Raw genomic sequence first — 24193 nt, forward strand, 5'->3', positions numbered from 1 at the left:
CAGCGAACCTAGGTTTGCTGCCCTTTTTTTCTTCGTCACGGGGCTCATCACAGGCTGTGCTGCTTGCCACCAGTGTTAGCCCGGTGTTAGCCCGCTCCAGAAACTAAAAAGGCCCGCATCGCTGCGAGCCTTGATTTAGATGGTGCCGGCACCAGGAATCGAACCCGGGACCTACTGATTACAAGTCAGTTGCTCTACCAGCTGAGCTATACCGGCAATGGGTCGGGATTATAGCGGCTGGGGCGGCGGAGTAAACCGGAAAATGCCTGAATCCTCAGTGCGTTGCATCGTTCGCTGAGGTCGGTCGCACAAATTGAAGAGCATGTTTCAGGCTCGCGGTGGACAGCTCGCCCAGGTGGCTGTGCCGCAGCTGGCCGTCGGCAGCATAGAACAGGGTGGTCGGCAGGGCGCGCGAGCCGGCGAACTGGCCGAGACGGTTGCCGCTGTCGAGCAGCACGTCGCGCTCGCTCAGGCCCTGCGCGGCGAGGAAGCGCGCCACCTCGGCGGCGCCTTCGCCCTGGTTGACCAGCAGGAAGCGCACGCCGGGATTACCCTGCCGAGCGGCCAGCAGCACCGGCATCTCGCGACGGCACGGCGGGCACCAGCTGGCCCACAGGTTGACTACCAGCGGCTGGCCGGCCAGTTCGGCCAGGGGCACCGGGCGGCCGGCGAGGTCGTGGAGGAGCAGTTCGGGCAGCCGGCTGCCGCGCTCGAGCTGTTGCAGGGCCAGGCTGCCGAGGCCCCAGAGCAGGCCGCCGGCCAGCATGCCGACCGCCAGCGGACGGCGCAGCACGGGGCGCCGCCAGGCGTAGCCGAGGCCGACCAGCAGCGCGCCGCACAGGCCGGGCAGCGCCAGGAAGCCGCCGTCGCGGATGTCCAGCATCTGCCAGGGCGCGGCCGCGTAGTCGCCGGCGTACTGGGCGACGAAGGCTAGCCGCGCCAGCATGAGGCCGCCGAGCAGCATGGCGAACAGCGCGGGCTCGGGGTCGGCCGCGTGCCGGCGCCCCACCCACCAGCCGCAGCCCCAGGCCACGGCAAAGGCCAGCAGCAACAGCATGGAGCGCACCGGCAAGGCCAGCGGGCCGAGATCGAGGGTCAGCATCGGCACTCCAGGGCGGCAGGCGGTGGCATCGGGCATCCTTCTTGAAGCGATTCGGGCGGTCATCTTCGCCCGCTGCGCGTAGCGGAGCCAGCCCGGGGCGGTTACCGGAAATGACCGGCGAGGACGGTCCATCCGCATCCTGCTCAGCGCCGGCCTCGGCCTGGGCGCCCGCCTGTCTGGCCGGCGCAGACCGGGCACCGCATAATGCCGGCAGACTCCCTGCCGACATCCGCCATGGCCCGCACGCTCAACCTGTTCCATCGCCCGCGCTGGCGCACCCTGGTCCTGCTCGCCCTGCTGCTGGCGCCGCTGCTGTGGCCGATCGAGCATCTGGCCATGCGCTACTACCAGGAGCGGGTGGCCGAGCAGAGCGCGCAGACCCTCGAGCTGTACGTCGCCAACCTGCGCGGCACCCTGCGCCGCTACGAGGCGCTGCCGCACATCATGGGCGACCTGCCGGCCCTGCGCGGCGCCCTGCGCGCCCCTGAAGACGCCGACAGCGTCGGCGCCGCCAACCAGCTGCTCGCGCGGGTGCGCGAACAGAGCGGCGCCGAGGTGATCTATCTGATGACGCCGGCCGGCCAGACCCTGGCGGCGTCCAACTGGCGCGAGTCCGACGCCTTCGTCGGGCGCAACTTCGCCTTCCGCCCGTACTTCCGCGAGGCGCTAGCCGGGCGCCCGGGGCGGTTCTTCGGCCTCGGCACCACCTCGGGCAAGCGCGGCTACTTCTTCGCCGCCGCGGTGCGCGACGGCGACCAGGTGCTCGGCGTGCTGGTGGTCAAGGTCGATCTCGACCACACCGAAACCCTGCTCGGCAGCACGCCCGAACAGCTGCTGGTGACCGACGCCCACGGCGTGGTGATCCTCACCTCGCGCCCGGAGTGGCGGTTCCGCGCCACCCGCGCGCTGAGTGCCGCCGAGCGTGCGGAGATCGCCGCCAACCTGCCCTACCCGACCCAGGACCCGCAGCCGCTGGCGCTGGTGGAGCAGGACTGGCTGCGCCAGAGCAGCAGCCTGGCCGAAACCGGCTGGACGGCGAGCATCCTCGCCCCGCGCAGCCTGGTCGAGCGCCCGGTGCAGAGCGTGATGCTGATCGCCGGCGGCGGCCTGCTGACCCTGCTGCTGCTTTTCGCCGTGCTGCTGCAGCGGCGCCGCCACCTGCTCGAACGCCTGGCCCTCGACGCCCGCGCCCGCCAGGAGCTGGAGCGGCGCGTGGCCGAGCGCACCGAGGACCTGGTGGCGCTGACCGAGCGCCTCAAGCAGGAAGTGCTCGAGCGCGAGCAGGCCCAACAGGAACTGGTGCGCGCCCAAGACGAGCTGGTGCAGGCCGGCAAGCTGTCGGCGCTGGGCACCATGTCGGCGAGCATCAGCCACGAACTCAACCAGCCGCTGGCGGCGATCCGCAGCTACGCCGACAACGCCGGCGTACTGCTCGATCACGGCCGTGTCGACGACGCCCGCGGCAACCTCCGGCTGATCAGCGAGCTGACCGCGCGCATGGCCTCGATCATCAGCCATCTCAAGGCGTTCGCCCGCCGCGACCGCAAGGCGCCGGAAACCGTGGCCCTGCAGCCGGCACTGGACGACGCCCTGGCCCTGCTCGCCCAGCGCCGCCGGGCGCTGGAGGTGGAGCTGGTGCGCGACCTGCCGGACGCCACCCTGTGGGTGCAGGCCGGCGAGACGCGCCTGCGCCAGGTACTCGGCAACCTGCTGGCCAATGCCTTCGACGCCATGAGCGAGAAGGCGCCGCCGCGGCGTCTGTGGCTGAGTGCGCAGCCCCTGAGCGACGGGAGGATCAGCCTGAGCCTGCGCGACAACGGTCCGGGGTTCAGCGCCGAAGCCTTGGCGCGCGCCCGCGAACCCTTCTTCACCACCAAGACCACCGCCCGTGGCCTCGGCCTCGGCCTGGCCATCTGCGACACGCTGACCCGCGCCCTCGGCGGCGAGCTGCTGCTGGCCAACCACCCGGACGGCGGCGCGCTGGTCACCCTCAACCTGCTGCCGGCCAGTGCCGGCATCGGCACCCAGTCCCCGGAGGATCGCCCTTGAGTCCCGCTCCCGAGATCGCCGCCAGCACCGAGGTGCTGCTGATCGACGACGACCCGCATCTGCGCCAGGCGCTGAGCCAGACCCTCGATCTCGCCGGCCTCGCGGTGCAGGCGCTGGGCGACGCCCGCGGCCTGGCCGCCGCGCTGCCGGCCGACTGGCCGGGGGTGGTGGTCAGCGACATCCGCATGCCCGGCCTCGATGGCCTGCAGCTGCTCGAGCAGCTGCACGGCCGCGACGCCGAGCTGCCGGTGCTGCTGATCACCGGCCACGGCGATGTGCCGCTGGCGGTGCAGGCGATGCGCGCCGGCGCCTGGGACTTCCTCGAGAAGCCCTTCCCCAGCGACACCCTGCTCGACAGCGTGCGCCGCGCCCTGGCGATGCGCCGCCTGGTGCTGGAAAACCGCCAGTTGCGCCAGACCCTGTCCGGCCGCGACGCGCTGGAGGGGCGGCTGATCGGCCTGTCGCCGGAGATCGTGCGGCTGCGCCAGCAGGTCGCCGCGCTGGCGCGGACCAACGCCGACGTGCTGATCCTCGGCGAAACCGGCAGCGGCAAGGAGGTAGTGGCGCGCGCGCTGCACGACCTGTCGGCGCGCCGCGACGGCCCGTTCGTGGCCATCAACGCCGGCGCCTTGGCCGAGTCGGTGGTGGAGAGCGAGCTGTTCGGCCACGAGGCCGGGGCCTTCACCGGGGCGCAGAAGCGCCGCATCGGCAAGTTCGAGTTCGCCAACGGCGGCACCCTGTTCCTCGACGAGATCGAGAGCATGAGCCTCGACGTGCAGGTCAAGCTGCTGCGCCTGCTGCAGGAGCGCGCGGTCGAGCGTCTCGGCTCCAACCAGCTGATCCCGCTGGACATCCGTATCATCGCCGCGACCAAGGAGGACCTGCGCCAGGCCGCCGACCAGGGGCGCTTCCGCGCCGACCTCTACTACCGCCTCAACGTCGCGCCGCTGCGCATCCCGCCGCTGCGCGAGCGCGGCGACGACGTGCGCCTGCTGTTTCGCCATTTCTGCGAGGCGGCGGCCAACCGCCACGGCCTGCCACTGCGCGAGCCGGACGCCAGCCAGAGCGCCGCGCTGCTGACGCACAACTGGCCGGGCAACGTGCGCGAACTGCAGAACGTCGCCGAGCGCTTCGCCCTGGGCCTCGATCTCGGTCTCGGCGAAGTGCTCGCGGAGCTGCCCGCCGAGGGCAACCTGGCGGCGCGGGTGGAAGCCTTCGAGCGCAGCCTGATCACCTCCGAACTGGCCCACGGCCACAGCTCGCTGCGCAGCCTGGCCGAGGCCCTCGGCGTGCCGCGCAAGACCCTGCACGACAAGTTGCGCAAGCACGGCCTGAGCCTCGGCGAAAGTGGCGGAAATCCGCACGACGACCTCGACTGACCTGGCGGATTTCCGCCACCTCTTCCCGCCCGCGCACGCCGCCCCGGCCTGCGCGCGGCGCGGCCGGACACCCCTCGACCAAAGTCGAACCCCTGCTTGCAAGCCTCGCGCCAGAGCGGCTGACGCCGTCTGAGGAGTTCCGCCGCGGCGGCCTCCCAGCACGCTGGCATAGCGGTTGCTAAGCTCAAGGCATCTCGCGCCCGATCGCTCCGCCGGCATGCGGTCGCTGTCCGCGCCGGACAGGTCGCCGCCGAGGTAACGCCTTTCACGCCGCATGACATAACAACGAGGATGTCCCGCATGTTCAAGCTGACTGCCAAGGCGCTCGCCTGCGCCCTCTCGCTCGCCGTCGCCGGTCTGGCTCAGGCTGCCGAGTCTGCGACCGCTCCGATCGTGATCAAGTTCTCCCACGTGGTGGCAGAGAACACGCCCAAGGGCCAGGGCGCGTTGCTGTTCAAGAAACTCGCCGAGGAGCGTCTGGCGGGCAAGGTCAAGGTCGAGGTCTACCCGAACTCCTCGTTGTTTGGCGACGGCAAGGAAATGGAGGCCCTGATGCTCGGCGACGTGCAGATCATCGCCCCCTCGCTGGCCAAGTTCGAGCACTACTCCAAGCCGATCCAGATTTTCGACCTGCCGTTCCTGTTCGACAACATGGCCGCGGTCGACCGCTTCCAGGCCAGCCCCGCCGGCCAAGGCCTGCTGACCTCCATGGAGAGCAAGGGCATCACCGGCCTCGGCTACTGGCACAACGGCATGAAGCAGCTGTCGGCCAACAAGGCGCTGTACGAGCCCAAGGACGCCCGCGGCCTGAAGTTCCGCGTGCAGGCCTCGCAGGTGCTTGAGGAGCAGTTCAAGGCGGTGCGCGCCAACCCGCGCAAGATGAGCTTCGCCGAGGTCTACCAGGGCCTGCAGACCGGCGTGGTCAACGGCGCCGAGAACCCCTACTCGAACATCTACTCGCAGAAGATGCACGAGGTGCAGAAGTACATCACCGAGACCAACCACGGCGTGCTGGACTACATGGTGATCACCAACACCAAGTTCTGGAGCGGCCTGCCGGATGACGTGCGCGGCGAGCTGGGCAAGATCATGAGCGAGGTCAGCGTCGAGGTGAACAAGCAGGCCGAGGCCCTCAACCAGGGCGACAAGCAGCGCATCCTCGATGCCAAGACCACCGAGATCATCACCCTCAACGACGAGCAGCGTGCCAAGTGGCGTGAGGCGATGAAGCCGGTGTGGAAGAAGTTCGAGGGCGATATCGGCGCCGACCTGATCAAGGCCGCCGAAGCCGCCAACGCAGCCAACTGAGGAAGACGCTGAGCAAGCCGGCGCCCCCGCGCAGGCGGGAGCCCAGACGCCAAGGGCCTTCTGGATTCCCGCCTGCGCGGGAATGACGACTACTTCAGCGCTTCCTAAGCTTCACCAACGGGGCGGACGCAGCCTGGCAGCCGCATCCGCCCCGCGCTTCATCCACCGGAGATACCTGCCATGAACGCCTTGCGCCTGGTCTGGGATCGCTTCGAGGAAGGCTTCATCGTCTTCCTGCTGGCGGCGATGACCCTGGTGACGTTCGTCTACGTCATCCTCAACAACCTGTACACGCTGTTCTACAACCTGGCCGAGCGCTTCGAGGGCGCCAGCGACTTCTTCTTCACCATCGGCGACGCCATCCTCGACCTGGCCCAGGCGATGACCTGGAGCAACGCGCTGACCAAGGCGCTGTTCGCCTGGCTGATCTTCTTCGGCCTGGCCTACGGCGTGCGCACCGCCGGCCACATCGGCGTCGACGCGCTGGTCAAGCTGGCCAGCAAGCCGGTGCAGCGCCTCATCGGCCTGCTCGGCTGCCTGTTCTGCCTGGGCTACGCCGGCCTGCTCAGCGTGGCCAGCTTCGAGTGGGTCAAAACCCTGTTCGACGCCGCCATCGGCGCCGAGGACCTCGGCCACTTCGGCGTAATGCAGTGGCACATCGGCCTGATCGTGCCGGTCGGTTTCGCCATGGTGTTCATCCGCTTCGCGGAAATCTTCGTGCGCATCCTGCGCCACCAGCAGACCGGTCTGGGCCTGGCCGACGAGGCCGCCGAGGCGGTCAAGCTGACCGATCACCAGGAGCTGAACAAATGACCATCCTGTTCCTGTTCCTCGCCCTGTTCGCGCTGATGCTGATCGGCGTGCCGATCGCCGTGTCGCTCGGCCTGGCCGGCTCGCTGACCATCATGCTGTTCAGCCCGGACTCGGTGCGCTCGCTGGCGATCAAGCTGTTCGAGACGTCCGAGCACTACACCCTGCTGGCGATCCCGTTCTTCCTGCTCGCCGGCGCCTTCATGACCACCGGCGGCGTGGCCCGCCGGCTGATCGACTTCGCCAACGCCTGCGTCGGCCACATCCGCGGCGGCCTGGCGATCGGCGCAGTGTTCGCCTGCATGCTGTTCGCCGCGCTGTCCGGCTCCTCGCCGGCCACCGTCGCCGCGGTCGGCTCCATCGCCATCGCCGGCATGGTGCGCTCCGGCTACCCGCAGGCGTTCGGCGCCGGCATCGTCTGCAACGCCGGCACCCTGGGCATCCTCATCCCGCCGTCGGTGGTGATGGTGGTGTACGCCGCCGCCACCGAGACCTCGGTCGGCAAGCTGTTCATGGCCGGCGTGGTGCCGGGCGTGCTGCTCGGCGCAGTGCTGATGGTGGCGATCTACATCATCGCGGTGAAGAAGAACCTGCCGGCGCTGCCGCGCGCCACCTTCGGCGAGTGGCTGGGCGCCGCGCGCAAGGCGGTGTGGGGCCTGCTGCTGATGGTGATCATCCTCGGTGGCATCTACTCGGGCATGTTCACCCCCACCGAGGCCGCCGCGGTGGCCGCGGTGTACTCGGCCTTCGTCGCCCTGTTCGTGTACAAGGACATGACCCTGCGCGAGTGCCCGAAGGTGATCCTCGAGTCGGCCAAGCTGAGCATCATGCTGATGTTCATCATCGCCAACGCCATGCTGTTCGCCCACGTGCTGACCACCGAGCAGATCCCGCAGACCATCACCGCCTGGGTGATGGACGCCGGCCTGCAGCCTTGGGTGTTCCTGCTAGTGGTGAACCTGGTGCTGCTGGTGGCCGGCGCCTTCATGGAGCCCTCGGCGATCATCCTGATCCTCGCACCGATCCTGTTCCCCATCGCCGTGCAGCTGGGCATTGACCCGGTGCACCTGGGCATCATCATGGTGGTGAACATGGAGATCGGCCTGATCACTCCGCCGGTCGGCCTCAACCTGTTCGTCACCTCGGCGGTCACCGGCATGCCGGTCACCGCGGTGATCCGCGCCGCCATGCCGTGGCTGATGCTGCTGCTCGGCTTCCTGCTGATCATCACCTACGTGCCGGCGATCTCCCTGGCACTGCCCGAGTGGCTGGGGATGAGCTGAGTTTTCCGCGGTAGGCTTGAAAGGCATTCGACCCGGCGCTGCCGGGTCTTTTTTTGTCCGGCGAAAAGCGGCGCCAGCGCACAGCCGGCTCCCGCCGATCCCCCTAAGCTGGCCGCTCTCTCCCGAGCAAGGACGCTCACCCCATGCCCCGCCGCCTGTTGCGCGCGCTGCCGGCTGCCCTCGTGGCGCTGGCCCTGCCGCCCCTCCCCGTTGCCCACGCTGCCTGCCCGGACTGGTCGGCGGAGCGCGCCGCCCGCGAACTGCCGGCGCTGGCCAGCCAGATCGAGCGCTGGGATGCGGCCTACCACCGCGACGGCCGGGCGCTGGTCGACGACGCCCTCTACGACCAAGCCCGCGCCCGTCTCGAACAGTGGAGCCAGTGCTTTCCCGCCGCGGCCCGCACGCCGCAGGCGCTGGCCGCGGCGGCCGGACCGCTAGCCCATCCGGTGGCGCACACCGGCCTGGCCAAGCTCGCCGACCCGGCGGCGCTGGAAGCCTGGGTCGCCGGGCAAGACGATCTGTGGGTGCAGCCCAAGGTCGATGGCGTGGCGGTCAGCCTGGTCTATCAGGACGGCGCGCTGGTCCAGGCGATCAGTCGCGGCGACGGTCGCCACGGCCAGGACTGGACCGCCAGCGCCCGGCAGATCGCCGCCATTCCCGCGCAGCTGGACAGCGGCCCCGGCCGCCTGCTGCTGCACGGCGAGCTGTACTGGCGCCTCGACCGCCATGTGCAGGCGGCGAGCGGCGGCGCCGGGGCCCGCGGCAAGGTCGCCGGCCTACTCGCCCGCCAGGCGCTGAGCCGCGCGGAAGGCGCCGGCATCGGCCTGTTCGTCTGGGACTGGCCGGACGGTCCGCCAACCATGCAGGAACGGCTAGCCGGGCTGCGCCGGCTGGGCTTCGACAGCCCCGCCTACACCCAGCCCGTGCAGCAGGCCGCCGATGTCGCCCGCTGGCGCGAGCAGTGGTATCGCCAGGCGCTGCCGTTCGCCAGCGACGGCATCGTCATCCGCCACGGCACCCGTCCTCCGGCCGCGCGCTGGCAGGCGCAGCCGCCGCACTGGGCGGTGGCGTGGAAGTACCCGGCGGCGCAGGCGCTGGCCGAGGTGCGCACGGTGGAGTTTCGCATCGGCCGCCGTGGGCGCATCACGCCGCTGCTGCACCTGGTCCCGCTGCAGCTGGACGACCGGCGCATCGCCCGGGTCAGCGCCGGCTCGCTCACGCGCTGGCGGCAGCTGGATATCCGCCCCGGCGACCAGATTGCGCTGCGTCTGGCCGGACAGAGCATCCCGCGCCTGGACGGCGTGGTCTGGCAGGCGGCCGAACGCGTGGCGCTGGACGTGCCGGACCCGGCGCGCCATCACCCGCTGAGCTGCTGGCGGGCCAGCGAGCCGGGTTGTGCCGGACAGTTCCACGCGCGCCTGGTGTGGCTCGGCGGGCGCCAGGGCCTGGCCCTGGCCGGCATCGGCGCGGGCACCTGGCAGGCGCTGCAGGACTCGGGACGGCTGGACGGGCTGGCCGACTGGCTGGAGCTCAGCGAGGCGCAGCTGGCGGCACTGCCCGGCTTCGGCGCGGCGCGGGCCGGCACGGTCTGGCGCAGCCTGCAGGGCGCCCGCCAGCGGCCGTTCGTCAGCTGGCTCGGGGCGCTGGGCTTGCCGCCCAGCGGCAGTGCCCGGCTGGCGGCGGACTGGACGACGCTGGCCGCGCGCAGCGCGGCCGACTGGCAGAAGGCCGGCGCCAGCCATCGCCAGGCCGTGAGCCTGGCCACGTTCCTCGCCCACCCCGAGGTGAACGCGCTGCGCACGCGCCTGCAGGCGGCGGGCGTGGCCGGATTCTGAGCGAGCCGATCAGTAGACGCGGAATTCCTCGTGGCAGGCCTTGCAGGCCTTTTCCACGCGGTCGACCGGCGCGACCAGCGCGGCAGCCTTGAGCGGCGCCTGGGTGGTGGCGGCGACCAGCGCGGCAGTGCTCGCCTCTAGGTCGCGGGCCAGCTGCTGGAAGCGCTCCTGGCGCTGCCAGACCTCGTCGCGGGCGCTGCTGTCCTCCTCGCGCACCTGCGGGAAGTGCTGCCACGGCTGGCGCGCCAGCTGGTCGAGCTGGGTCGCTCCGGCGGCAAATTCCTTGGCGTCGAAGCCGATGCGGCCGCGCAGCATGCCGCCGAGGTCTTCGCTGGTGTTGAGCATCTGCTTGAACAGCGCCTGCCGCTGGCCCAGCGGCGAATTCGGATCGACGCGGTCGCAGGCGGTCAGGGTCAGGCCGCTCAGGGCCAGCAGAAGCAGGGTACGGGCAATCATGGCTATTCTCGGCTGCGGATCGGTAAGCGCGCGACAGTATCCGCGCATCGCCGGCACCGGCCAAGCCTGCGCGGCGTAACCGGGCGTGTCGGCACGCCGCAGGCAGCGCCGATCGCCTGTAGGAGCCAGCTTGCCGGCGGTGTTCTGCTGCCGACAATGGAGCGCCAGCAAGCTGGCTCCTGCCGGTCTGTGTACTACAAAGCTTGGGCGCAGCCGCCGACGCCGCTATAATCTGCACTCTTCGCGGCCCACGGCCGCACCCGCCTCCCGTCCGAGGGGCGCTGCAGCAGGTCATCGCCGGTCGTCGCACCGGCCCCCTGTCAGGCTCGGACGGGCTGTCGCCACGGCATGCACTGCGCAGCCGTTCCTGACTTCAACGGCGCCCATTCGCACATCACGAATGGAGATACGCATGAGCGCTGCTTTTGCCGATTACAAGGTTGCCGACATTGAACTGGCCGCTTGGGGCCGTCGCGAGATCATCATCGCCGAGTCCGAGATGCCGGCCCTGATGGGCCTGCGCCACAAGTACGCGGCCCAGCAGCCGCTGAAGGGTGCCAAGATCCTCGGCTGCATCCACATGACCATCCAGACCGCGGTGCTGATCGAGACCCTGGTCGCCCTCGGCGCCGAAGTACGCTGGTCGTCCTGCAACATCTTCTCCACCCAGGACCAGGCCGCCGCGGCCATCGCCGCCGCCGGCATCCCGGTGTTCGCCTGGAAGGGCGAGACCGAGGCAGAGTACGAATGGTGCATCGAGCAGACCATCCTCAAGGACGGCCAGCCGTGGGACGCCAACATGGTGCTGGACGACGGCGGTGACCTGACCCAGATCCTCCACGAGCGCTTCCCGGCGATGCTGGACAAGATCCACGGCGTGACCGAGGAAACCACCACCGGCGTGCACCGCCTGCTCGACATGCTCAAGGCCGGCAGCCTGAAAGTCCCGGCGATCAACGTCAACGACGCGGTGACCAAGAGCAAGAACGACAACAAGTACGGCTGCCGCCACAGCCTCAACGACGCCATCAAGCGCGGCACCGACCACCTGCTGTCCGGCAAGCAGGCGCTGGTGATCGGCTATGGCGACGTCGGCAAGGGCTCCGCCCAGTCGCTGCGTCAGGAAGGCATGATCGTCAAGGTCAGCGAAATCGACCCGATCTGCGCCATGCAGGCGTGCATGGACGGCTTCGAGCTGGTTTCCCCGTACCTGAACGGCGAGAACGACGGCACTGAAGCCAGCATCGACCGCGCCCTGCTGGGCAAGATCGACCTGATCGTCACCACCACCGGCAACGTCAACGTCTGCGACGCCGGCATGCTCAAGGCACTGAAGAAGCGCGCCGTGGTGTGCAACATCGGTCACTTCGACAACGAGATCGACACCGCCTTCATGCGCGCCAACTGGGCCTGGGAAGAGGTCAAGCCACAGGTGCACAAGATCCACCGCACCGGCAAGGACGGCTTCGATGCGCACAACGACGACTACCTGATCCTGCTGTCCGAAGGCCGCCTGGTGAACCTGGGCAACGCCACCGGCCACCCGAGCCGGATTATGGACGGCTCGTTCGCCAACCAGGTGCTGGCGCAGATCCACCTGTACGGCGCGCGCTTCGCCGATCTGCCGGCCGCCGACAAGGCCGCGCGCATCAGCGTCGAACTGCTGCCGAAGAAGCTCGACGAGGAAGTGGCGCTGGAAATGGTCAAGGGCTTCGGTGGCGTGGTCACCCGCCTCACCGCCAAACAGGCCGAGTACATCGGCGTCAACGCCGAAGGCCCGTTCAAGCCGGACGCCTATCGTTACTGATACGCCGCCGTAGGGTGGAAACCGCACTCTGCGGTTTTCCACCCGCTGCCAAGCCAAACGGACACATCGTAGGGTGCGCCATGCGCACCATCCGCAGCGATGATTACCTTGGTGCGCATCGCGCACCCTACGTCTGAACGGATCGACTCCATGTCCCAGGAACGCCGCTACAGCTTCGAGTTCTTCCCGACCAAGACCGATGCCGGGCACGAAAAGCTGATGACCGTGGCCCGCCAGCTGGCCGGCTACCATCCCGATTTCTTCTCCTGCACCTACGGTGCCGGTGGCTCGACCCGCGACCGTACGCTGAACACCGTGCTGCAGCTGGACGGCGAGGTGAAGGTGCCGACCGCGCCGCACCTGTCCTGCGTCGGCGACAGCAAGGCCGAGCTGCGCGAACTGCTCAACCTGTACAAGAACGCGGGAATCCAGCGCATCGTCGCCCTGCGCGGCGACCTGCCCTCGGGCATGGGCATGGCCAGCGGCGAGCTGCGCTACGCCAACGAGCTGGTGGAGTTCATCCGCAGCGAAACCGGCGACCACTTCCACATCGAGATTGCCGCCTATCCGGAAGTGCACCCGCAGGCGCGCAGTTTCGAGGATGATCTGCTCAATTTCGTGCGCAAGGCCCGCGCCGGCGCCGACAGCGCGATCACCCAGTACTTCTTCAGCGCCGACTGCTATTTCTACTTTGTGGAACGCGTGCGCAAACTGGGTGTCGAAATACCGATCACTCCGGGTATCATGCCCATCACCAACTACAGCAAGCTGGCACGCTTCTCCGACGCCTGCGGCGCCGAGATTCCGCGCTGGATCCGCAAGCAGCTGGAAGCCTACGGCGACGATCTGGACAGCATCCAGGCATTCGGCGAGACCGTGGTGACCGAAATGAGCGAGCGACTGCTCGCCGGCGGTGCTCCCGGCCTGCACTTCTACACCCTGAACCAGGCCGAACCGAGCCTGGCGATCTGGAACAACCTCAAGCTACCCCGCTGAGGCCGAGCCTTCCGGCTCACAATGCTACGGACCTCCGTCCAGACCACCACCCAGCGCAGGGCGGTGGCCGTCGGGCGGGGGCGCAGGTCTGACCTGCGCCCTGTTCGCAGCCGATGATGATGCGCGCGGGATCCACCGGCCAACTGCCGGGCCGATCCCCCCCGAGTCGGCGGGTTGCCGACATGAAACAGGAACCCCGCATGTCCTTTACTTCCCTCGGTCTCTCCGAGGCCCTGGCCCGCGCCCTCGAGGCCGCCGGCTACACCCAGCCCACTCCGGTGCAGCAACGCGCCATTCCCGCCGCCCTGCAGGGTCGCGACCTGATGGTCGCCGCGCAGACCGGCACCGGCAAAACCGGCGGCTTTGCCCTGCCGGTCCTCGAACTGCTGTTCCCCAACGGCCACCCCGACCGCGAACACCGCCACGCGCCCAAACAGCCGCGCGTGCTGGTACTGACGCCGACCCGCGAACTGGCCGCCCAGGTGCATGACAGCTTCAAGCTGTACGCCCGCGACCTGCCGCTGAAAAGCGCCTGCATCTTCGGCGGGGTCGGCATGAACCCGCAGGTCCAGGCCCTGGCCAAGGGCATCGACGTGCTGGTGGCCTGCCCCGGCCGCCTGCTCGACCTGGCCAACCAGAAGGCCATCGACCTGTCGCGGGTGGAAATCCTCGTCCTCGACGAAGCCGACCGCATGCTCGACATGGGCTTCATCCACGACGTCAAGAAGGTGCTCGCCAAGCTGCCGAGCAAGCGCCAGAACCTGCTGTTCTCGGCAACCTTCTCCAAGGACATCACCGACCTCGCCGGCAAGCTGCTGCACAACCCCGAGCGCATCGAGGTGACCCCGCCGAACACCACGGTGGAGCGCATCGAGCAGCGCATGTTCCGTATCGGCGCCACCCAGAAGCGCGCCCTGCTCGCCCACCTGGTGACCGTCGGCGCCTGGGAGCAGGTGCTGGTATTCACCCGCACCAAGCACGGCGCCAACCGCCTGGCCGAGTACCTGTGCAAGCAGGGCCTGCCGGCCGCCGCGATCCACGGCAACAAGAGCCAGAACGCGCGCACCAAGGCGCTGGCCGACTTCAAGGCCAACGCGGTGCGCATCCTGGTGGCCACCGACATCGCCGCCCGCGGCCTGGACATCGACCAGCTGCCGCACGTGGTCAACTACGAGCTGCCCAACGTCGAGGAAGACTACGTCCACCGCATCGGCCGGACCGGCCGTGCCGGGCGCAGCGGCGAGGCGGTCTCGCTGGTATCCCCGGACGAGGACAAGCTGCTCAAGGCCATCGAGCGTCTGACCAAGCAGCGCATCCCGGAAGGCGACATGCAGGGCTTCGACCCCAGCCAGGTGGTTGACGCCGGCCCGGCCGACAGCGACGAGCGTCCGCCGCGTCCGGCCCATGGCCGTGGCCGCAAGGACCTGCCCAGCGAGCGCAAGGAGCGTCCGGCACGCGGCGAGCGCAGCGACAAGCCCAAGGCCGACAAGCCCGCCCAGCCCGCACGCAGCGAGCAGAGCGCCAGCAAGCCGCGCGCCGAGCGTCCGCCGCGCGCTGACGCCAGCAGCGGCCAGGCCGGCGACAAGTCGCGCAATCGCCGCGGCGGCAGCCAGCAAGGTGCGGGCCGCGACGAGCGGCGCAGCAGCAAGCCGGCGGCCATCCAGCTGGCGCCCGGCGAACTGCCGCTGCCTACCCGCCCCGACCGCGATCCGGAAGCCTTCCTCGACGACGAGTACGACAACTTCGGCAACAGCGTCGAGTACGTCAGCCCCTACCAGGGCAAGAACCAGGGCCGTGGCGGGCGTCGTCCGGCTGGCACTGCTGGCACTGCCGCCAGTGCCGCTGGCGCAGCGCGTCCGGCAGCAGCACCGCGCAACAACGCCGGCAAGCCGGCCGGGGCTCGGCAGAACAACGGCGGCGGCAAGGGCCGCGCGCCACGCGACATCGGCCAGCGTTCGCGCGACAGCCTGCTGCGCGAGCTGCCGCTGAGCGAGCCGGCGGTGCGCGGCAGCCGCGACACCCAGCCGGTGATCGTGCACAAGCCCTCGCGCAGCGACCGTCTGCCCACCGCCGAGCAGCTCGAGCAGCTCGAGCAGGAAAGCCGCGTACGCAGCGAGAAGCCGGCCCTGCTGACCCGCAACAAGTAAGGCCTGCCGCACCACGCAAAACGCCGACCCCAGGGTCGGCGTTTTGCTGTGCGGGCAACAAGCGCCTTACGGCTCCTCGTCGTCCTCCTCCTCATGCATCAGTGCCAGGCTGCGCGCCACCAGCAGGGCAATGAACATCACCCCCATCACCGCCTCGGCCCCGGCCAGCAGCCGCGCCGCGGGCGCGATGGCATGGATGTCGCCGTAACCTACCGTGGTAAGGGTCGCCAGGCTGTAGTAGACGAAGTCGTCCAGCAGCAGCTTGTCCACACTGTTGAACGCCCCCGGCACCAGCCCGCTGACCACCTGGTAGGCGAAAGCGAAGGCCAGGCCCAGCTGCAGGTAGAGCGCACACAGGCCATAGAGCAGCTCCTTGGTCACCGGCCGCTCGCCGGTGACGCGGTGGAACAGGGTGGCGCAGAGCAGCAGGTAGAAGGCGATCAGTCCCAGGCCGTCGCTCAGCGCCTGCGGCAGCACAATCAGCTGATCGAGGCTGAGCAACAGCAGGTTGCCCATGCCGATCAGCAGCGCCAGCTGCTGGAACAGGCGCTTGTGGCGCAGGGTGTTGATCCCCGCCAGCACCAGGCCGAGCAGGCAGCCCCACTCCAGCCACAGCGGCGGCGCGGGCCAGCCCATCACCAGGGTCAGCAGGACGCTGGCGACCAGCAGCAGGCGAAAGCGGTAGCGCAGCAGGATTTCGTTCACACGTAGCAGCCCGGGAAGATGCAGGGTGAGGCGAGTCTGCAGAAGGCAACCCGCGGCGTCCAGCCGCCCACAAACGACAACGCCGCCCCGAGGAGCGGCGTTGCAGCAGGGTAGCGCAGCTTACTGGCGCACGCCTTCCACCGAGATGATCAGCTCGACGTCCTGGGACGCCGGGCCGAGGTCCTTCTGGATGTCGAAGTCCTTCAGCTTGAGCTTGGTGCTGCCCTCGAAACCGGCGCGGTAGCCGCCCCACGGGTCGTCGCCTTCGCCGACGAACTTGGCGGCGATCACCACCGGCTTGGTCACGCCGTTGAGGGTCAGGTTGCCGGTGATGTCGGCGCTGCCTGCGCCGGTGGACTTCACGCTGGTCGACTCGAAAGTCGCGGTCGGGTGTTTGGCGACGTTGAGGAAGTCGGCGCTGCGCAAGTGCTTGTCGCGCTCGGCGTGGTTGGAGTCGACGCTGGCGGTGTTCAGCTCGACCTTGACCTTGCTCGCCTCGGGCTTGGCGGCGTCGAAGCTGAAGCTGCCGTCGAAGTCCTTGAAGGTGCCGTACAGCCAGCTGTAGCCGAGGTGACTGATCTTGAAGTTGACGAAGGCATGCTGGCCTTCCTTGTCGATCTTGTAGTCGGCGGCCATGGCCTGGGCGCCGAACAGCAGGGAACCGAGGCTCAGGGCGAGCAGGGACTTCTTCAGCATGGGGATACTCCGTTGCAGGTGAGGATTCAGTCGCGCTCGCGACCGAGCATGCGGCTCAGGGTCGCGTCGCGATCGATGAAGTGGTGCTTGAGCGCGGCCAGGGCATGCAGGGCGGCCAGACCGACCAGGCCCCAGGCCAGCCAGCGGTGCACGACACCGGCGAGGTCTTCCTGGCCGTCCACGCCGCTCAGGGTGGCGGGCACGCTGAACCAGCCGAACACCTCGATGGCGCGGCCGTCGGCGGTGGAGATCAGGTAGCCGGAGAGCATCAGGACGAACAGGCCGAGGTACAGCAGGCCGTGCACCAGCGCAGCGCCGCGGCGAGTCAGCGCGCTGTAGCTGGCCAGCGCCGCGGGCGGCGGGCTGGCCAGACGCCAGAGCAGGCGCAGCAGCATGGCGAGCAGCAGCAGGATGCCGATGCCCTTGTGCAGCTCGGGCGCACGGCGGTACCAGCTGCTGTAGTAGTCGAGGCCGACCATCCACAGACCGAGGCCGAACAGGCCGAACACCGCCAGGGCGACGCCCCAGTGGAGGAGAATGCTGATCAGCCCGTAACGCCGGGCGGAATTGCGCCATTGCATGAGAAGGATTCCCGTTAAACGCGTGAAGGCAAGACTAACAACAAACCCATCGATATAAAGCGCAAATTTTGCGTCAAAGACATCCAGAATATCGATACCTTGCCCGGCAATCACGTCAACGTCCTGCTCATCCCGGGGCGGACGGGGCTAAACTGTGCGCCCTGCCCGATCCCGCCCGAGGAGAACCGCCGATGAGCCGCAACCAGCAGTGGATGGAGCGCGACCTTGCCGTGCTCTGGCACCCCTGTACGCAGATGAAGGATCACGAGCAGCTGCCGCTGATCCCGGTCCGTCGCGGCGAGGGCGTATGGCTGGAGGACTTTGACGGCAAGCGCTACCTGGACGCGGTCAGCTCCTGGTGGGTCAACGTGTTCGGCCATGCCAATCCGCGCATCAGCGCGCGGATCAAGGCCCAGCTCGACCAGCTCGAGCACGTGATGCTGGCCGGCTTCAGCCATCAGCCGGTGATTGAGCTGTCCGAGCGGCTGGTACGGATCACCCCTGCCGGGCTGGAGCGAGTGTTCTACGCCGACAACGGCTCCTCGGGCATCGAGGTGGCGCTGAAGATGAGCTTCCACTACTGGCGCAACTGCGGCCACGAGGGCAAGAAGCGCTTCGTCACCCTGACCAACAGCTACCATGGCGAGACCGTAGCGGCGATGTCGGTGGGCGACGTGGCGCTGTTCACCGACACCTACAAGCCGCTGCTGCTGGACACCCTCAAGGTGCCCAGCCCGGACTGCTACCATCGCCCGGAAGGGGTCAGCTGGGAGGCGCATTCGCGGACCATGTTCGCCCACATGGAACAGACCCTCGCCGAGCATCACCGGGAGATCGCCGCGGTGATCGTCGAGCCGCTGATCCAGGGCGCCGGCGGCATGCGCATGTACCATCCCATCTACCTGCAGCTGCTGCGCGAGGCCTGCGACCGCTACCAGGTGCACCTGATCCACGACGAGATCGCCGTCGGCTTCGGCCGCACCGGCAGCATGTTCGCCTGCGAGCAGGCCGGCATCACCCCCGACTTCCTGGTGCTGTCCAAGGCGCTGACCGGCGGCTACCTGCCGATGGCCGCGGTGCTCACCACCGACACCGTGTACCAGGCGTTCTACGCCGACTACGCCACCCTGCGCGCCTTCCTCCACTCGCACACCTACACCGGCAACCCGCTGGCCTGCGCCGCCGCCCTGGCCACCCTGGACATCTTCGAAGAAGACAACGTCATCGACAGCAACCGGGCGCTGGCCACGCACATGGGCCGCGCCTGCGCCCACCTCGCCGAGCATCCGCATGTCGCCGAGGTCCGCCAGACCGGCATGGCCCTGGCCATCGAGATGGTCCAGGACAAGGCGGGCAAGACGCCCTATCCGTGGCAGGAACGGCGCGGCATGGCGGTCTACCAGCATGCGCTGTCGCGCGGCGCCCTGCTGCGCCCGCTGGGCAGCGTGGTGTACTTCCTGCCGCCCTACGTGATCACCCCCGAGCAGATCGACTTCCTCGCCGAGGTGGCCAGCGAAGGCATCGACCGGGCCACCCGCCCCCGCGTCAGCGTCGCGGTGCCGGCCGGCGCGCCGGCCGAGTTCCGCGATCCGGGCTGATCCCGAGGCGGCGCACGCGGCATCGCAAGATGCTGCGGCCGGCTGCGGTGCACTCGGCGCACCCTGCGGTTAAACTCTGCGCTTTCCCTGCCGATCGTTCACGCCCATGCGCCTCTCCCGTTTCTTCATCGACGCTCCCCTCGCCCTTGGCCGCCATGCGCTGCCGGAGGCCCAGGCCCACTACATCGGCCGCGTGCTGCGCCTTGCCGTCGGCGATTCGCTGCAGCTGTTCGACGGCAGCGGCCAGGAATTCGTCGGCGAACTGGTCGAGGTGGGCAAGAAAAGCGTGCAGGTCGAGCTGCGCGAGGAACGCCCCGGCCTGGCCGAGTCGCCGCTGCGTATTCACCTGGGCCAGGGCCTGTCCCGCGGCGAGCGCATGGACTGGGCGATCCAGAAAGCCACCGAGCTGGGCGTCACCGAGATCACCCCGCTGGTCAGCGAGCGCTGCGAGGTACGCCTGAAGGACGAACGTGCCGACAAGCGCCTGGCCCACTGGCGGCAGATCGCCATCAGCGCCTGCGAGCAGTGCGGCCGCTCGGTGCTGCCGACCCTCCATGCGCCCGTTGTGCTGGCCGACTGGCTGGCGCAGACCGAAGCCGAGTTGAAGCTGGTGCTGCACCCGGTAGCCGAGGCGCTGGCCAGCCATTCCCGCCCGCAATCCCTGGCGTTCCTGATCGGGCCGGAGGGCGGCCTGTCCGCGGCCGAGGTGCAGCAGGCACAACGCGCCGGCTATCACGCCGCCCGCCTCGGCCCGCGGGTGTTGCGCACCGAAACCGCACCGGTGGTGGCGCTCAGCGTGGCGCAGCAGCTGTGGGGCGACTTCTAGGATCGCAAACGAACAGGCCCGCGCGCGGCGGGCCTGTTGCTTGCTCAGCGGTCGAGCGCCTCAGATCAGGCCGATATCCGCCAGTTTCTGCTCCAGCCCGACCAGGTCGGGGATTCTCGCCACGCCCCCCTCCACCTGTGCCGAGTCCAGCTCCAGCGCAGCCAGCGGTGCGCCGGCAGGCGCCAGGCTGGCGTCGAGCTTGTGCGGCCGCGGAATGCCCTGCACCAGCAGGGCGAAGAACTTCAGGTGCGGCCGACCACCGAGGGCGTTGATCACCGCGATGCGCGCGCCGGGCGCCGGCGCCGCCGGCGGCGTGCCACTCGAGGCGGTCTCGAAGGACAGCAGCGGCAGGCGCAGGTCGCGCCAGATGATGTCGCCCAGATACCAGTCCGGCACACCGATCCGCGGCTCGGCCGGGCGCTGGTTGATCAGTTCGGCCAGCGCCACGCTGGGCACCAGCAGGGTGCGATCGGTCAGGGGCAGCAACAGGCTGCTGAGGGTTTGCGGCGTGGTGCCGGCTGCGGGGGCTTGGTTCATGCCTGACTCCTGAAAACGGCGGCGCGGATCACTGGTCGTACTGCTCGGCCAACCGCGCCACCAGCGCTTCGGCCAACTCGCGCGGCGACGCGCTGAAACTGCTGTAACCACCTTCGCGCAGGCTGTCGGGCATGCTCGGGCAGGCGCAGCTGTCGGCCGCCTGGGTCCAGATCAGGCCCCCCTTGCGCAGCACGTAGGCCGCCGCTGCACTGCCGTCGCTGCCCATGCCGCTGAAGGCAATGACGCCGCAGCAGGACGGGAACTGCTGGGCCAGGTTGAGCATCATCTGGTCGATCGAGGGACTGTAGGGCTCCGGCCAGGGGCGCGGACCGACGCGCATGCGGCCGTCCTCGTCGAAGCTCAGCTCCTGGCCGATCGGCGCCACCACCACCTCACCGTAGCGCACCCAGTCGCCGGCACGGGCCAGGTTGACCGGCCACTGACTGTGGCGACCGACCGCCTGCGGCAGGCGCTGCTCGAACGAGGCGTCGATGTGCTGGGCATACACGAAGCCCAGCGGCAGGCCGCCGGGCAGGGCATCGAGGAACTCCTTGACCGCTTCCGGACCACCCAGCGAAGCCGCCAGCAGCCAGACCTGGCGCGCCGGCTCGCCGGCAGCCAGCGGCGTGCTGGCCAGCGCATCCGGCAGATTGAGCCGCGCGGGGCGCTGCCCTTGATTGAGCAACACCTCCAGGCTCGGACCGACCGCACGGGCCGGGTCGCCCACCAGGCGCTTGAGCTTGCCGAGCAACCGCCGCTCCCAGCGCGGGTAGTGCTCGGAGTGGCGCTCCGGAGCCTGCCCCTCGCCGAACAGCACGGGCACCGTGGCCTGCTCGAGCAACTGGTCGATCAGCGGCGAATCCTCCAGCTGCGCCAGATCGACTAGCCACAGATCCGGTGAGCAGGCGCTCAGCTGCTCGCCCTCGAGGCGCAGAGGATCGCTGTTGAGCAGCACCTGATAACCGTTGGCGAGCAGGGTCTGCTGCAGCACATGGCGCTGCAGAGAGGTATCGGCGATGACCGCCACGCGACCGCTGCTACGTTCAGTCATGGCGCGGCACCAGCTGCAGGATGTTCTCCAGCAGCACCGACTCCTGGTACGGCTTGCCGAGGTACTGGTTGACCCCGATGGCCAGGGCGCGCTCGCGGTGCTTATCGCCGGTCCGCGAGGTGATCATGATGATCGGCACCCCCTTGAGCCGCTCGTCGTGACGCACCAGGGTGGCCACCTCGAAGCCGTCCATGCGGGGCATCTCGATGTCCAGCAGCATGACGTCCGGCACGATTTCCTGCAGCTGGGCGATGGCATCCACCCCGTCCTTGGCCGTCACCACGTCCATGCCGTTGCGTTCCAGCAGACGGGTGGTCACCTTGCGCACGGTGACCGAGTCGTCGATCACCATGACCAGCGGCGGGCGCTGCTTGCTGCTCTCGTGCTCGAGCTGCGCGGCGCCGGCATGCCGCGGCAGCTGCTGGGCATGGCGGGCACGCAGGGCGGCCAGCAGGTCGAGAATCACCACCACCCGGCCATCGCCGAGAATGGTCGCGCCGGAGATGCTGTGCACGGCGGAGAACTGCGCGCCCAGGCTCTTCACCACGATCTCGCGCGAGCCGGCCAGGCTGTCCACCTGAACTGCCGTGGCGTATTCGGCCGAACGCACCAGAATGACCGGCAGCGGCAGGCTCTGCCCGTTCAGCTTGGGCCGCTGGCCATTGTTGAGCAGCTCGCCAAGGTACTTGACCTGATACTGCTGGCCGGCATATTCGAAGCGCGGCGAGTTCGGCTGATAGTAGGCCTCCAGCTCGTACGGCGGGATGCGCACGATACCTTCGACGGTGTTCAGCGGGATGGCGTAGAGGTCCTCGCCGGAGAGCACCATCAGCGCGCGGTTGACCGACACGGTGAACGGCAGGCGGACCAGGAAGCGCGTACCCCGGCCGCTGGCCGAGTCGATGCTGACCGTACCGCCGAGCTGCTTGACGCCGGCGGACACCACGTCCATGCCGACCCCGCGCCCGGAGATCTGGGTGACCTTGGCGGCGGTGGAGAAACCAGCCTCGAGGATGAACTGCAGCACCTCGTAGTCCGACAGGTCGGCATCGGCCGCCATCAGGCCACGCTCGATGGCCTTGCGGCGCACCGCGGCGATGTTAACGCCGCCGCCATCGTCGGCCAGGGTCAGCAGGATGTCGCCACCCTCGCGGCTCAGGCTCAGGCGGATGGTGCCGGCATCGGGCTTGCCCGCGGCGCGGCGCACGTCCAGCGGCTCGATGCCATGGTCGACGGCGTTGCGCAGCATGTGCTCCAGCGGCGCCACCATGCCTTCCAGCACGCTGCGGTCCATCTCGCCTTCGGCGTTGTGCACCACCAGCTCGACCTGCTTGCCCAGCTCGCCGGCCACCTGCCGGACGATGCGGCGCAGACGCGGCACCAAGCGATCGAAGGGCACCATGCGGGTACGCATCAGGCCTTCCTGCAGCTCGGTGTTGACCCGCGCCTGTTGCAGCAGCAGGGTTTCCGCATCGCGGTTGCGCGCGGTGAGGGTTTCCTTGAGGTCGAGCAAGTCGGACGCGGACTCGAACAGCGCACGCGATAGCTGCTGCAGTTGCGAGTAGCGGTCCATTTCCAGCGGGTCGAAGTCCTCGTAGCCGGCACGCTCCCCCTCGGCCTGGTAGCGCGAGAGAATCTGCGCCTGGGTCTCGGTGTCCAGACGCCGCAACTGGTCGCGCACCCGCTCGATGGTCGCTTCCATCTCGCCGAGCGTGAAGGCGGTATCGTTGACCTGCTGCTCGACCCGGCCGCGGAAGATCGAGGTCTCACCAGCGAGGTTGACCAGGGCTTCGAGCAACTCGGCCGGCACCTTGACCAGCTCCTGCGGGGCACGCTTGGCGGCGGCTTCGGCCGCCTCCTGCTGGGCCCGCTGGACGAAGGGCAGGATCTTGCGCGGCACCAGGCGGGTCGCGACCAGTTGCTGCACCAGCGGCTCGACCTTGACGGCCAGCGGCGCGACCGGTGCTGGCGAGGTAGCGGCAGCCTCCTCGACCAACCCGGCTCCACGCAGCCGCTCGACGTCGACCAGCAGACGCTGGTAACCGGCCTGCACCTCGGGGAGCAGGTCGTCCAGCTCGGCGCTCGCGCCGCCCGCTTCGCCCAGGCGCTGCGCGAGCTGCTCGCTCAGCGCGCCGAGATGCTGCTGGCCGGCCAGCAGCGCACCGCCCTTGAGGGTGTTCAGCACGCGGAGAAACTCGTCCACCGGCGCCGCACCGCTGCTTTCCCAGCGGCGCAGTGCCGCCTGCAGAGACTCCAGCTGATCGCCGGCCTCTTCGAGGAACAGCGGCAGGACTTCGCTGTCGCTCAGCGCCGGGGTGACGTACTCGGACCGCGCATCGCCCGCCGGGGCCGCGGCAGGCTCGACAGCCTGCTCCGGCTCGGCCGGCTGCGGCAACTCCGCCGGCGCCTCGACCAGCACCTCGGGCTCGGACTCGGGCACTGACAACTCGAAGGCCGCAGCCTGGCGGGCGTCGGCGCTCTGCTGCGCCTGGCGGCGGAAGCGGCTAATCGCCTCGATCTGCTGCGCGCCGTCCGGCAGCGCCTCGTCGTTGCGCAGCGCCTCGAGCATCAGCGCCAGCTGGTCGTGACTTTCCTGCAACAAGCCGAACAGCGCGCGCTCCGCCGGCAGGCGGCCGTCGGCGAGCCCTTCGTAGAGGAACTCCAGCTCGTGGGCCAGATCGCCGACTTCAGCGATCTCGGCCATCCGCGCACCACCCTTGAGGGTATGCAGATCGCGCTGCAGGGCTTCGAGACCGGCACCCTTGCCGCCCTCGGCAATCCACTGCTGCAACGCCTCGCTGGCCGAGTCGAGGATGTCGAAGCCTTCCTCGAGGAAAATCTGTACCAGCTCCGGATCGCGCTCGACAACCTCGGCGGCCTGGACGGCATGCGCCTGCACGGCCGGGGCGAACTGGCTGGCGCCGCCACCCAGCGACGGGGCTTGCGGCGGCTCGACCGGGGCGTCGAAAGCCAGCTCCGGCCATTCGGCCGCCGCTGGCGCAAAAACGGCAGGCTCGGCCGTGGCTT

At 69.2% G+C, this 24193-nt stretch carries 18 protein-coding genes, 1 tRNA gene, 1 pseudogene and 1 riboswitch (1 of these 21 cut by a window edge); of the genes and pseudogenes, 11 read left to right on the plus strand and 9 right to left on the minus strand.

Annotated elements, in window-relative coordinates:
- Window positions 1-140: 140 nt before the first annotated feature.
- Window positions 141-216, minus strand: a tRNA-Thr gene (locus tag KRX52_RS14945).
- Between the two features lie 58 nt (window positions 217-274).
- Window positions 275-1102 carry a TlpA disulfide reductase family protein gene (locus KRX52_RS14950; protein ID WP_217682519.1) on the minus strand — a complete coding sequence of 276 codons (828 nt, stop codon included), beginning with the start codon at window positions 1100-1102 and terminating at the stop codon, window positions 275-277.
- A 234-nt stretch (window positions 1103-1336) separates the two neighbouring features.
- Between KRX52_RS14950 and KRX52_RS14955 the strand changes: the two genes are divergently transcribed.
- From KRX52_RS14955 to ligB, 6 genes are all read left to right on the plus strand, one after another.
- A complete protein-coding gene (locus KRX52_RS14955; protein ID WP_217682520.1) occupies window positions 1337-3151 on the plus strand; it encodes a sensor histidine kinase in 1815 nt (604 codons plus the stop codon).
- Complete coding sequence (locus KRX52_RS14960) at window positions 3148-4530, plus strand: sigma-54-dependent transcriptional regulator (protein WP_217682521.1); 1383 nt, start codon at window positions 3148-3150, stop codon at window positions 4528-4530. Before KRX52_RS14955 ends, KRX52_RS14960 begins: the two co-directional genes overlap by 4 nt.
- A gap of 300 nt (window positions 4531-4830) precedes the next feature.
- Window positions 4831-5838 (plus strand): C4-dicarboxylate TRAP substrate-binding protein DctP, encoded by a 1008-nt coding sequence (dctP, locus tag KRX52_RS14965; RefSeq protein ID WP_217682522.1) that lies wholly within the window; start codon window positions 4831-4833, stop codon window positions 5836-5838.
- Window positions 5839-6018: 180 nt separating this feature from the next.
- Window positions 6019-6651 (plus strand): TRAP transporter small permease, encoded by a 633-nt coding sequence (locus tag KRX52_RS14970; RefSeq protein ID WP_217682523.1) that lies wholly within the window; start codon window positions 6019-6021, stop codon window positions 6649-6651.
- Entirely contained in the window at window positions 6648-7931 is a 1284-nt protein-coding gene (dctM, locus tag KRX52_RS14975; protein ID WP_217682524.1) for a C4-dicarboxylate TRAP transporter large permease protein DctM, read from the plus strand. Before KRX52_RS14970 ends, dctM begins: the two co-directional genes overlap by 4 nt.
- A gap of 143 nt (window positions 7932-8074) precedes the next feature.
- The gene (ligB, locus tag KRX52_RS14980) at window positions 8075-9766 is read left to right on the plus strand and encodes an NAD-dependent DNA ligase LigB (RefSeq protein WP_217682525.1); all 1692 of its coding nucleotides are present in this window, start codon (window positions 8075-8077) and stop codon (window positions 9764-9766) included.
- Window positions 9767-9775: 9 nt separating this feature from the next.
- Here ligB and KRX52_RS14985 read toward each other — a convergent pair whose 3' ends face one another.
- Window positions 9776-10222: a c-type cytochrome gene (locus tag KRX52_RS14985; RefSeq protein ID WP_217682526.1), complete on the minus strand. Its 447-nt coding sequence runs from the start codon at window positions 10220-10222 to the stop codon at window positions 9776-9778.
- Between the two features lie 267 nt (window positions 10223-10489).
- Window positions 10490-10614, plus strand: a riboswitch (S-adenosyl-L-homocysteine riboswitch).
- 8 nt (window positions 10615-10622) lie between these two features.
- Here KRX52_RS14985 and KRX52_RS14990 point away from each other — a divergent pair.
- The 3 genes from KRX52_RS14990 to rhlE2 all read left to right on the plus strand — a co-directional run bounded on the left by KRX52_RS14990 (window position 10623) and on the right by rhlE2 (window position 15172).
- Window positions 10623-12029 (plus strand): adenosylhomocysteinase, encoded by a 1407-nt coding sequence (locus tag KRX52_RS14990; RefSeq protein ID WP_217682527.1) that lies wholly within the window; start codon window positions 10623-10625, stop codon window positions 12027-12029.
- A gap of 150 nt (window positions 12030-12179) precedes the next feature.
- The gene (gene metF, locus KRX52_RS14995) at window positions 12180-13025 is read left to right on the plus strand and encodes a methylenetetrahydrofolate reductase [NAD(P)H] (protein WP_217682528.1); all 846 of its coding nucleotides are present in this window, start codon (window positions 12180-12182) and stop codon (window positions 13023-13025) included.
- A gap of 200 nt (window positions 13026-13225) precedes the next feature.
- Complete coding sequence (gene rhlE2 / locus KRX52_RS15000; protein WP_217682529.1) at window positions 13226-15172, plus strand: RNA helicase RhlE2; 1947 nt, start codon at window positions 13226-13228, stop codon at window positions 15170-15172.
- A gap of 66 nt (window positions 15173-15238) precedes the next feature.
- Here the strand turns inward: rhlE2 and KRX52_RS15005 are convergent, their stop codons facing one another.
- The 3 genes from KRX52_RS15005 to KRX52_RS15015 all read right to left on the minus strand — a co-directional run bounded on the left by KRX52_RS15005 (window position 15239) and on the right by KRX52_RS15015 (window position 17154).
- Entirely contained in the window at window positions 15239-15877 is a 639-nt protein-coding gene (locus tag KRX52_RS15005; protein ID WP_217682530.1) for a potassium channel family protein, read from the minus strand.
- Window positions 15878-15997: 120 nt separating this feature from the next.
- Window positions 15998-16573, minus strand: a complete 576-nt coding sequence (locus KRX52_RS15010; protein WP_217682531.1) for a YceI family protein — start codon at window positions 16571-16573, stop codon at window positions 15998-16000.
- Window positions 16574-16599: 26 nt separating this feature from the next.
- Window positions 16600-17154: a cytochrome b gene (locus tag KRX52_RS15015; protein ID WP_217682532.1), complete on the minus strand. Its 555-nt coding sequence runs from the start codon at window positions 17152-17154 to the stop codon at window positions 16600-16602.
- Window positions 17155-17345: 191 nt separating this feature from the next.
- Between KRX52_RS15015 and KRX52_RS15020 the strand changes: the two genes are divergently transcribed.
- The gene (locus tag KRX52_RS15020) at window positions 17346-18752 is read left to right on the plus strand and encodes an adenosylmethionine--8-amino-7-oxononanoate transaminase (protein WP_217682533.1); all 1407 of its coding nucleotides are present in this window, start codon (window positions 17346-17348) and stop codon (window positions 18750-18752) included.
- A 106-nt stretch (window positions 18753-18858) separates the two neighbouring features.
- Window positions 18859-19578: a 16S rRNA (uracil(1498)-N(3))-methyltransferase gene (locus KRX52_RS15025; RefSeq protein ID WP_217682534.1), complete on the plus strand. Its 720-nt coding sequence runs from the start codon at window positions 18859-18861 to the stop codon at window positions 19576-19578.
- 60 nt (window positions 19579-19638) lie between these two features.
- Here the strand turns inward: KRX52_RS15025 and KRX52_RS15030 are convergent, their stop codons facing one another.
- The 3 genes and pseudogenes from KRX52_RS15030 to KRX52_RS15040 form a co-directional block, all read right to left on the minus strand.
- The gene (locus tag KRX52_RS15030; RefSeq protein WP_217682535.1) at window positions 19639-20115 is read right to left on the minus strand and encodes a chemotaxis protein CheW; all 477 of its coding nucleotides are present in this window, start codon (window positions 20113-20115) and stop codon (window positions 19639-19641) included.
- Between the two features lie 28 nt (window positions 20116-20143).
- Complete coding sequence (locus KRX52_RS15035; RefSeq protein ID WP_217682536.1) at window positions 20144-21166, minus strand: chemotaxis protein CheB; 1023 nt, start codon at window positions 21164-21166, stop codon at window positions 20144-20146.
- Window positions 21159-24193: pseudogene (locus KRX52_RS15040) on the minus strand (Hpt domain-containing protein); it runs 4324 nt beyond the window's last position. Before KRX52_RS15040 ends, KRX52_RS15035 begins: the two are co-directional and overlap by 8 nt.

The organism is Geopseudomonas aromaticivorans (genome assembly GCF_019097855.1).
GTDB lineage: Bacteria > Pseudomonadota > Gammaproteobacteria > Pseudomonadales > Pseudomonadaceae > Geopseudomonas > Geopseudomonas aromaticivorans.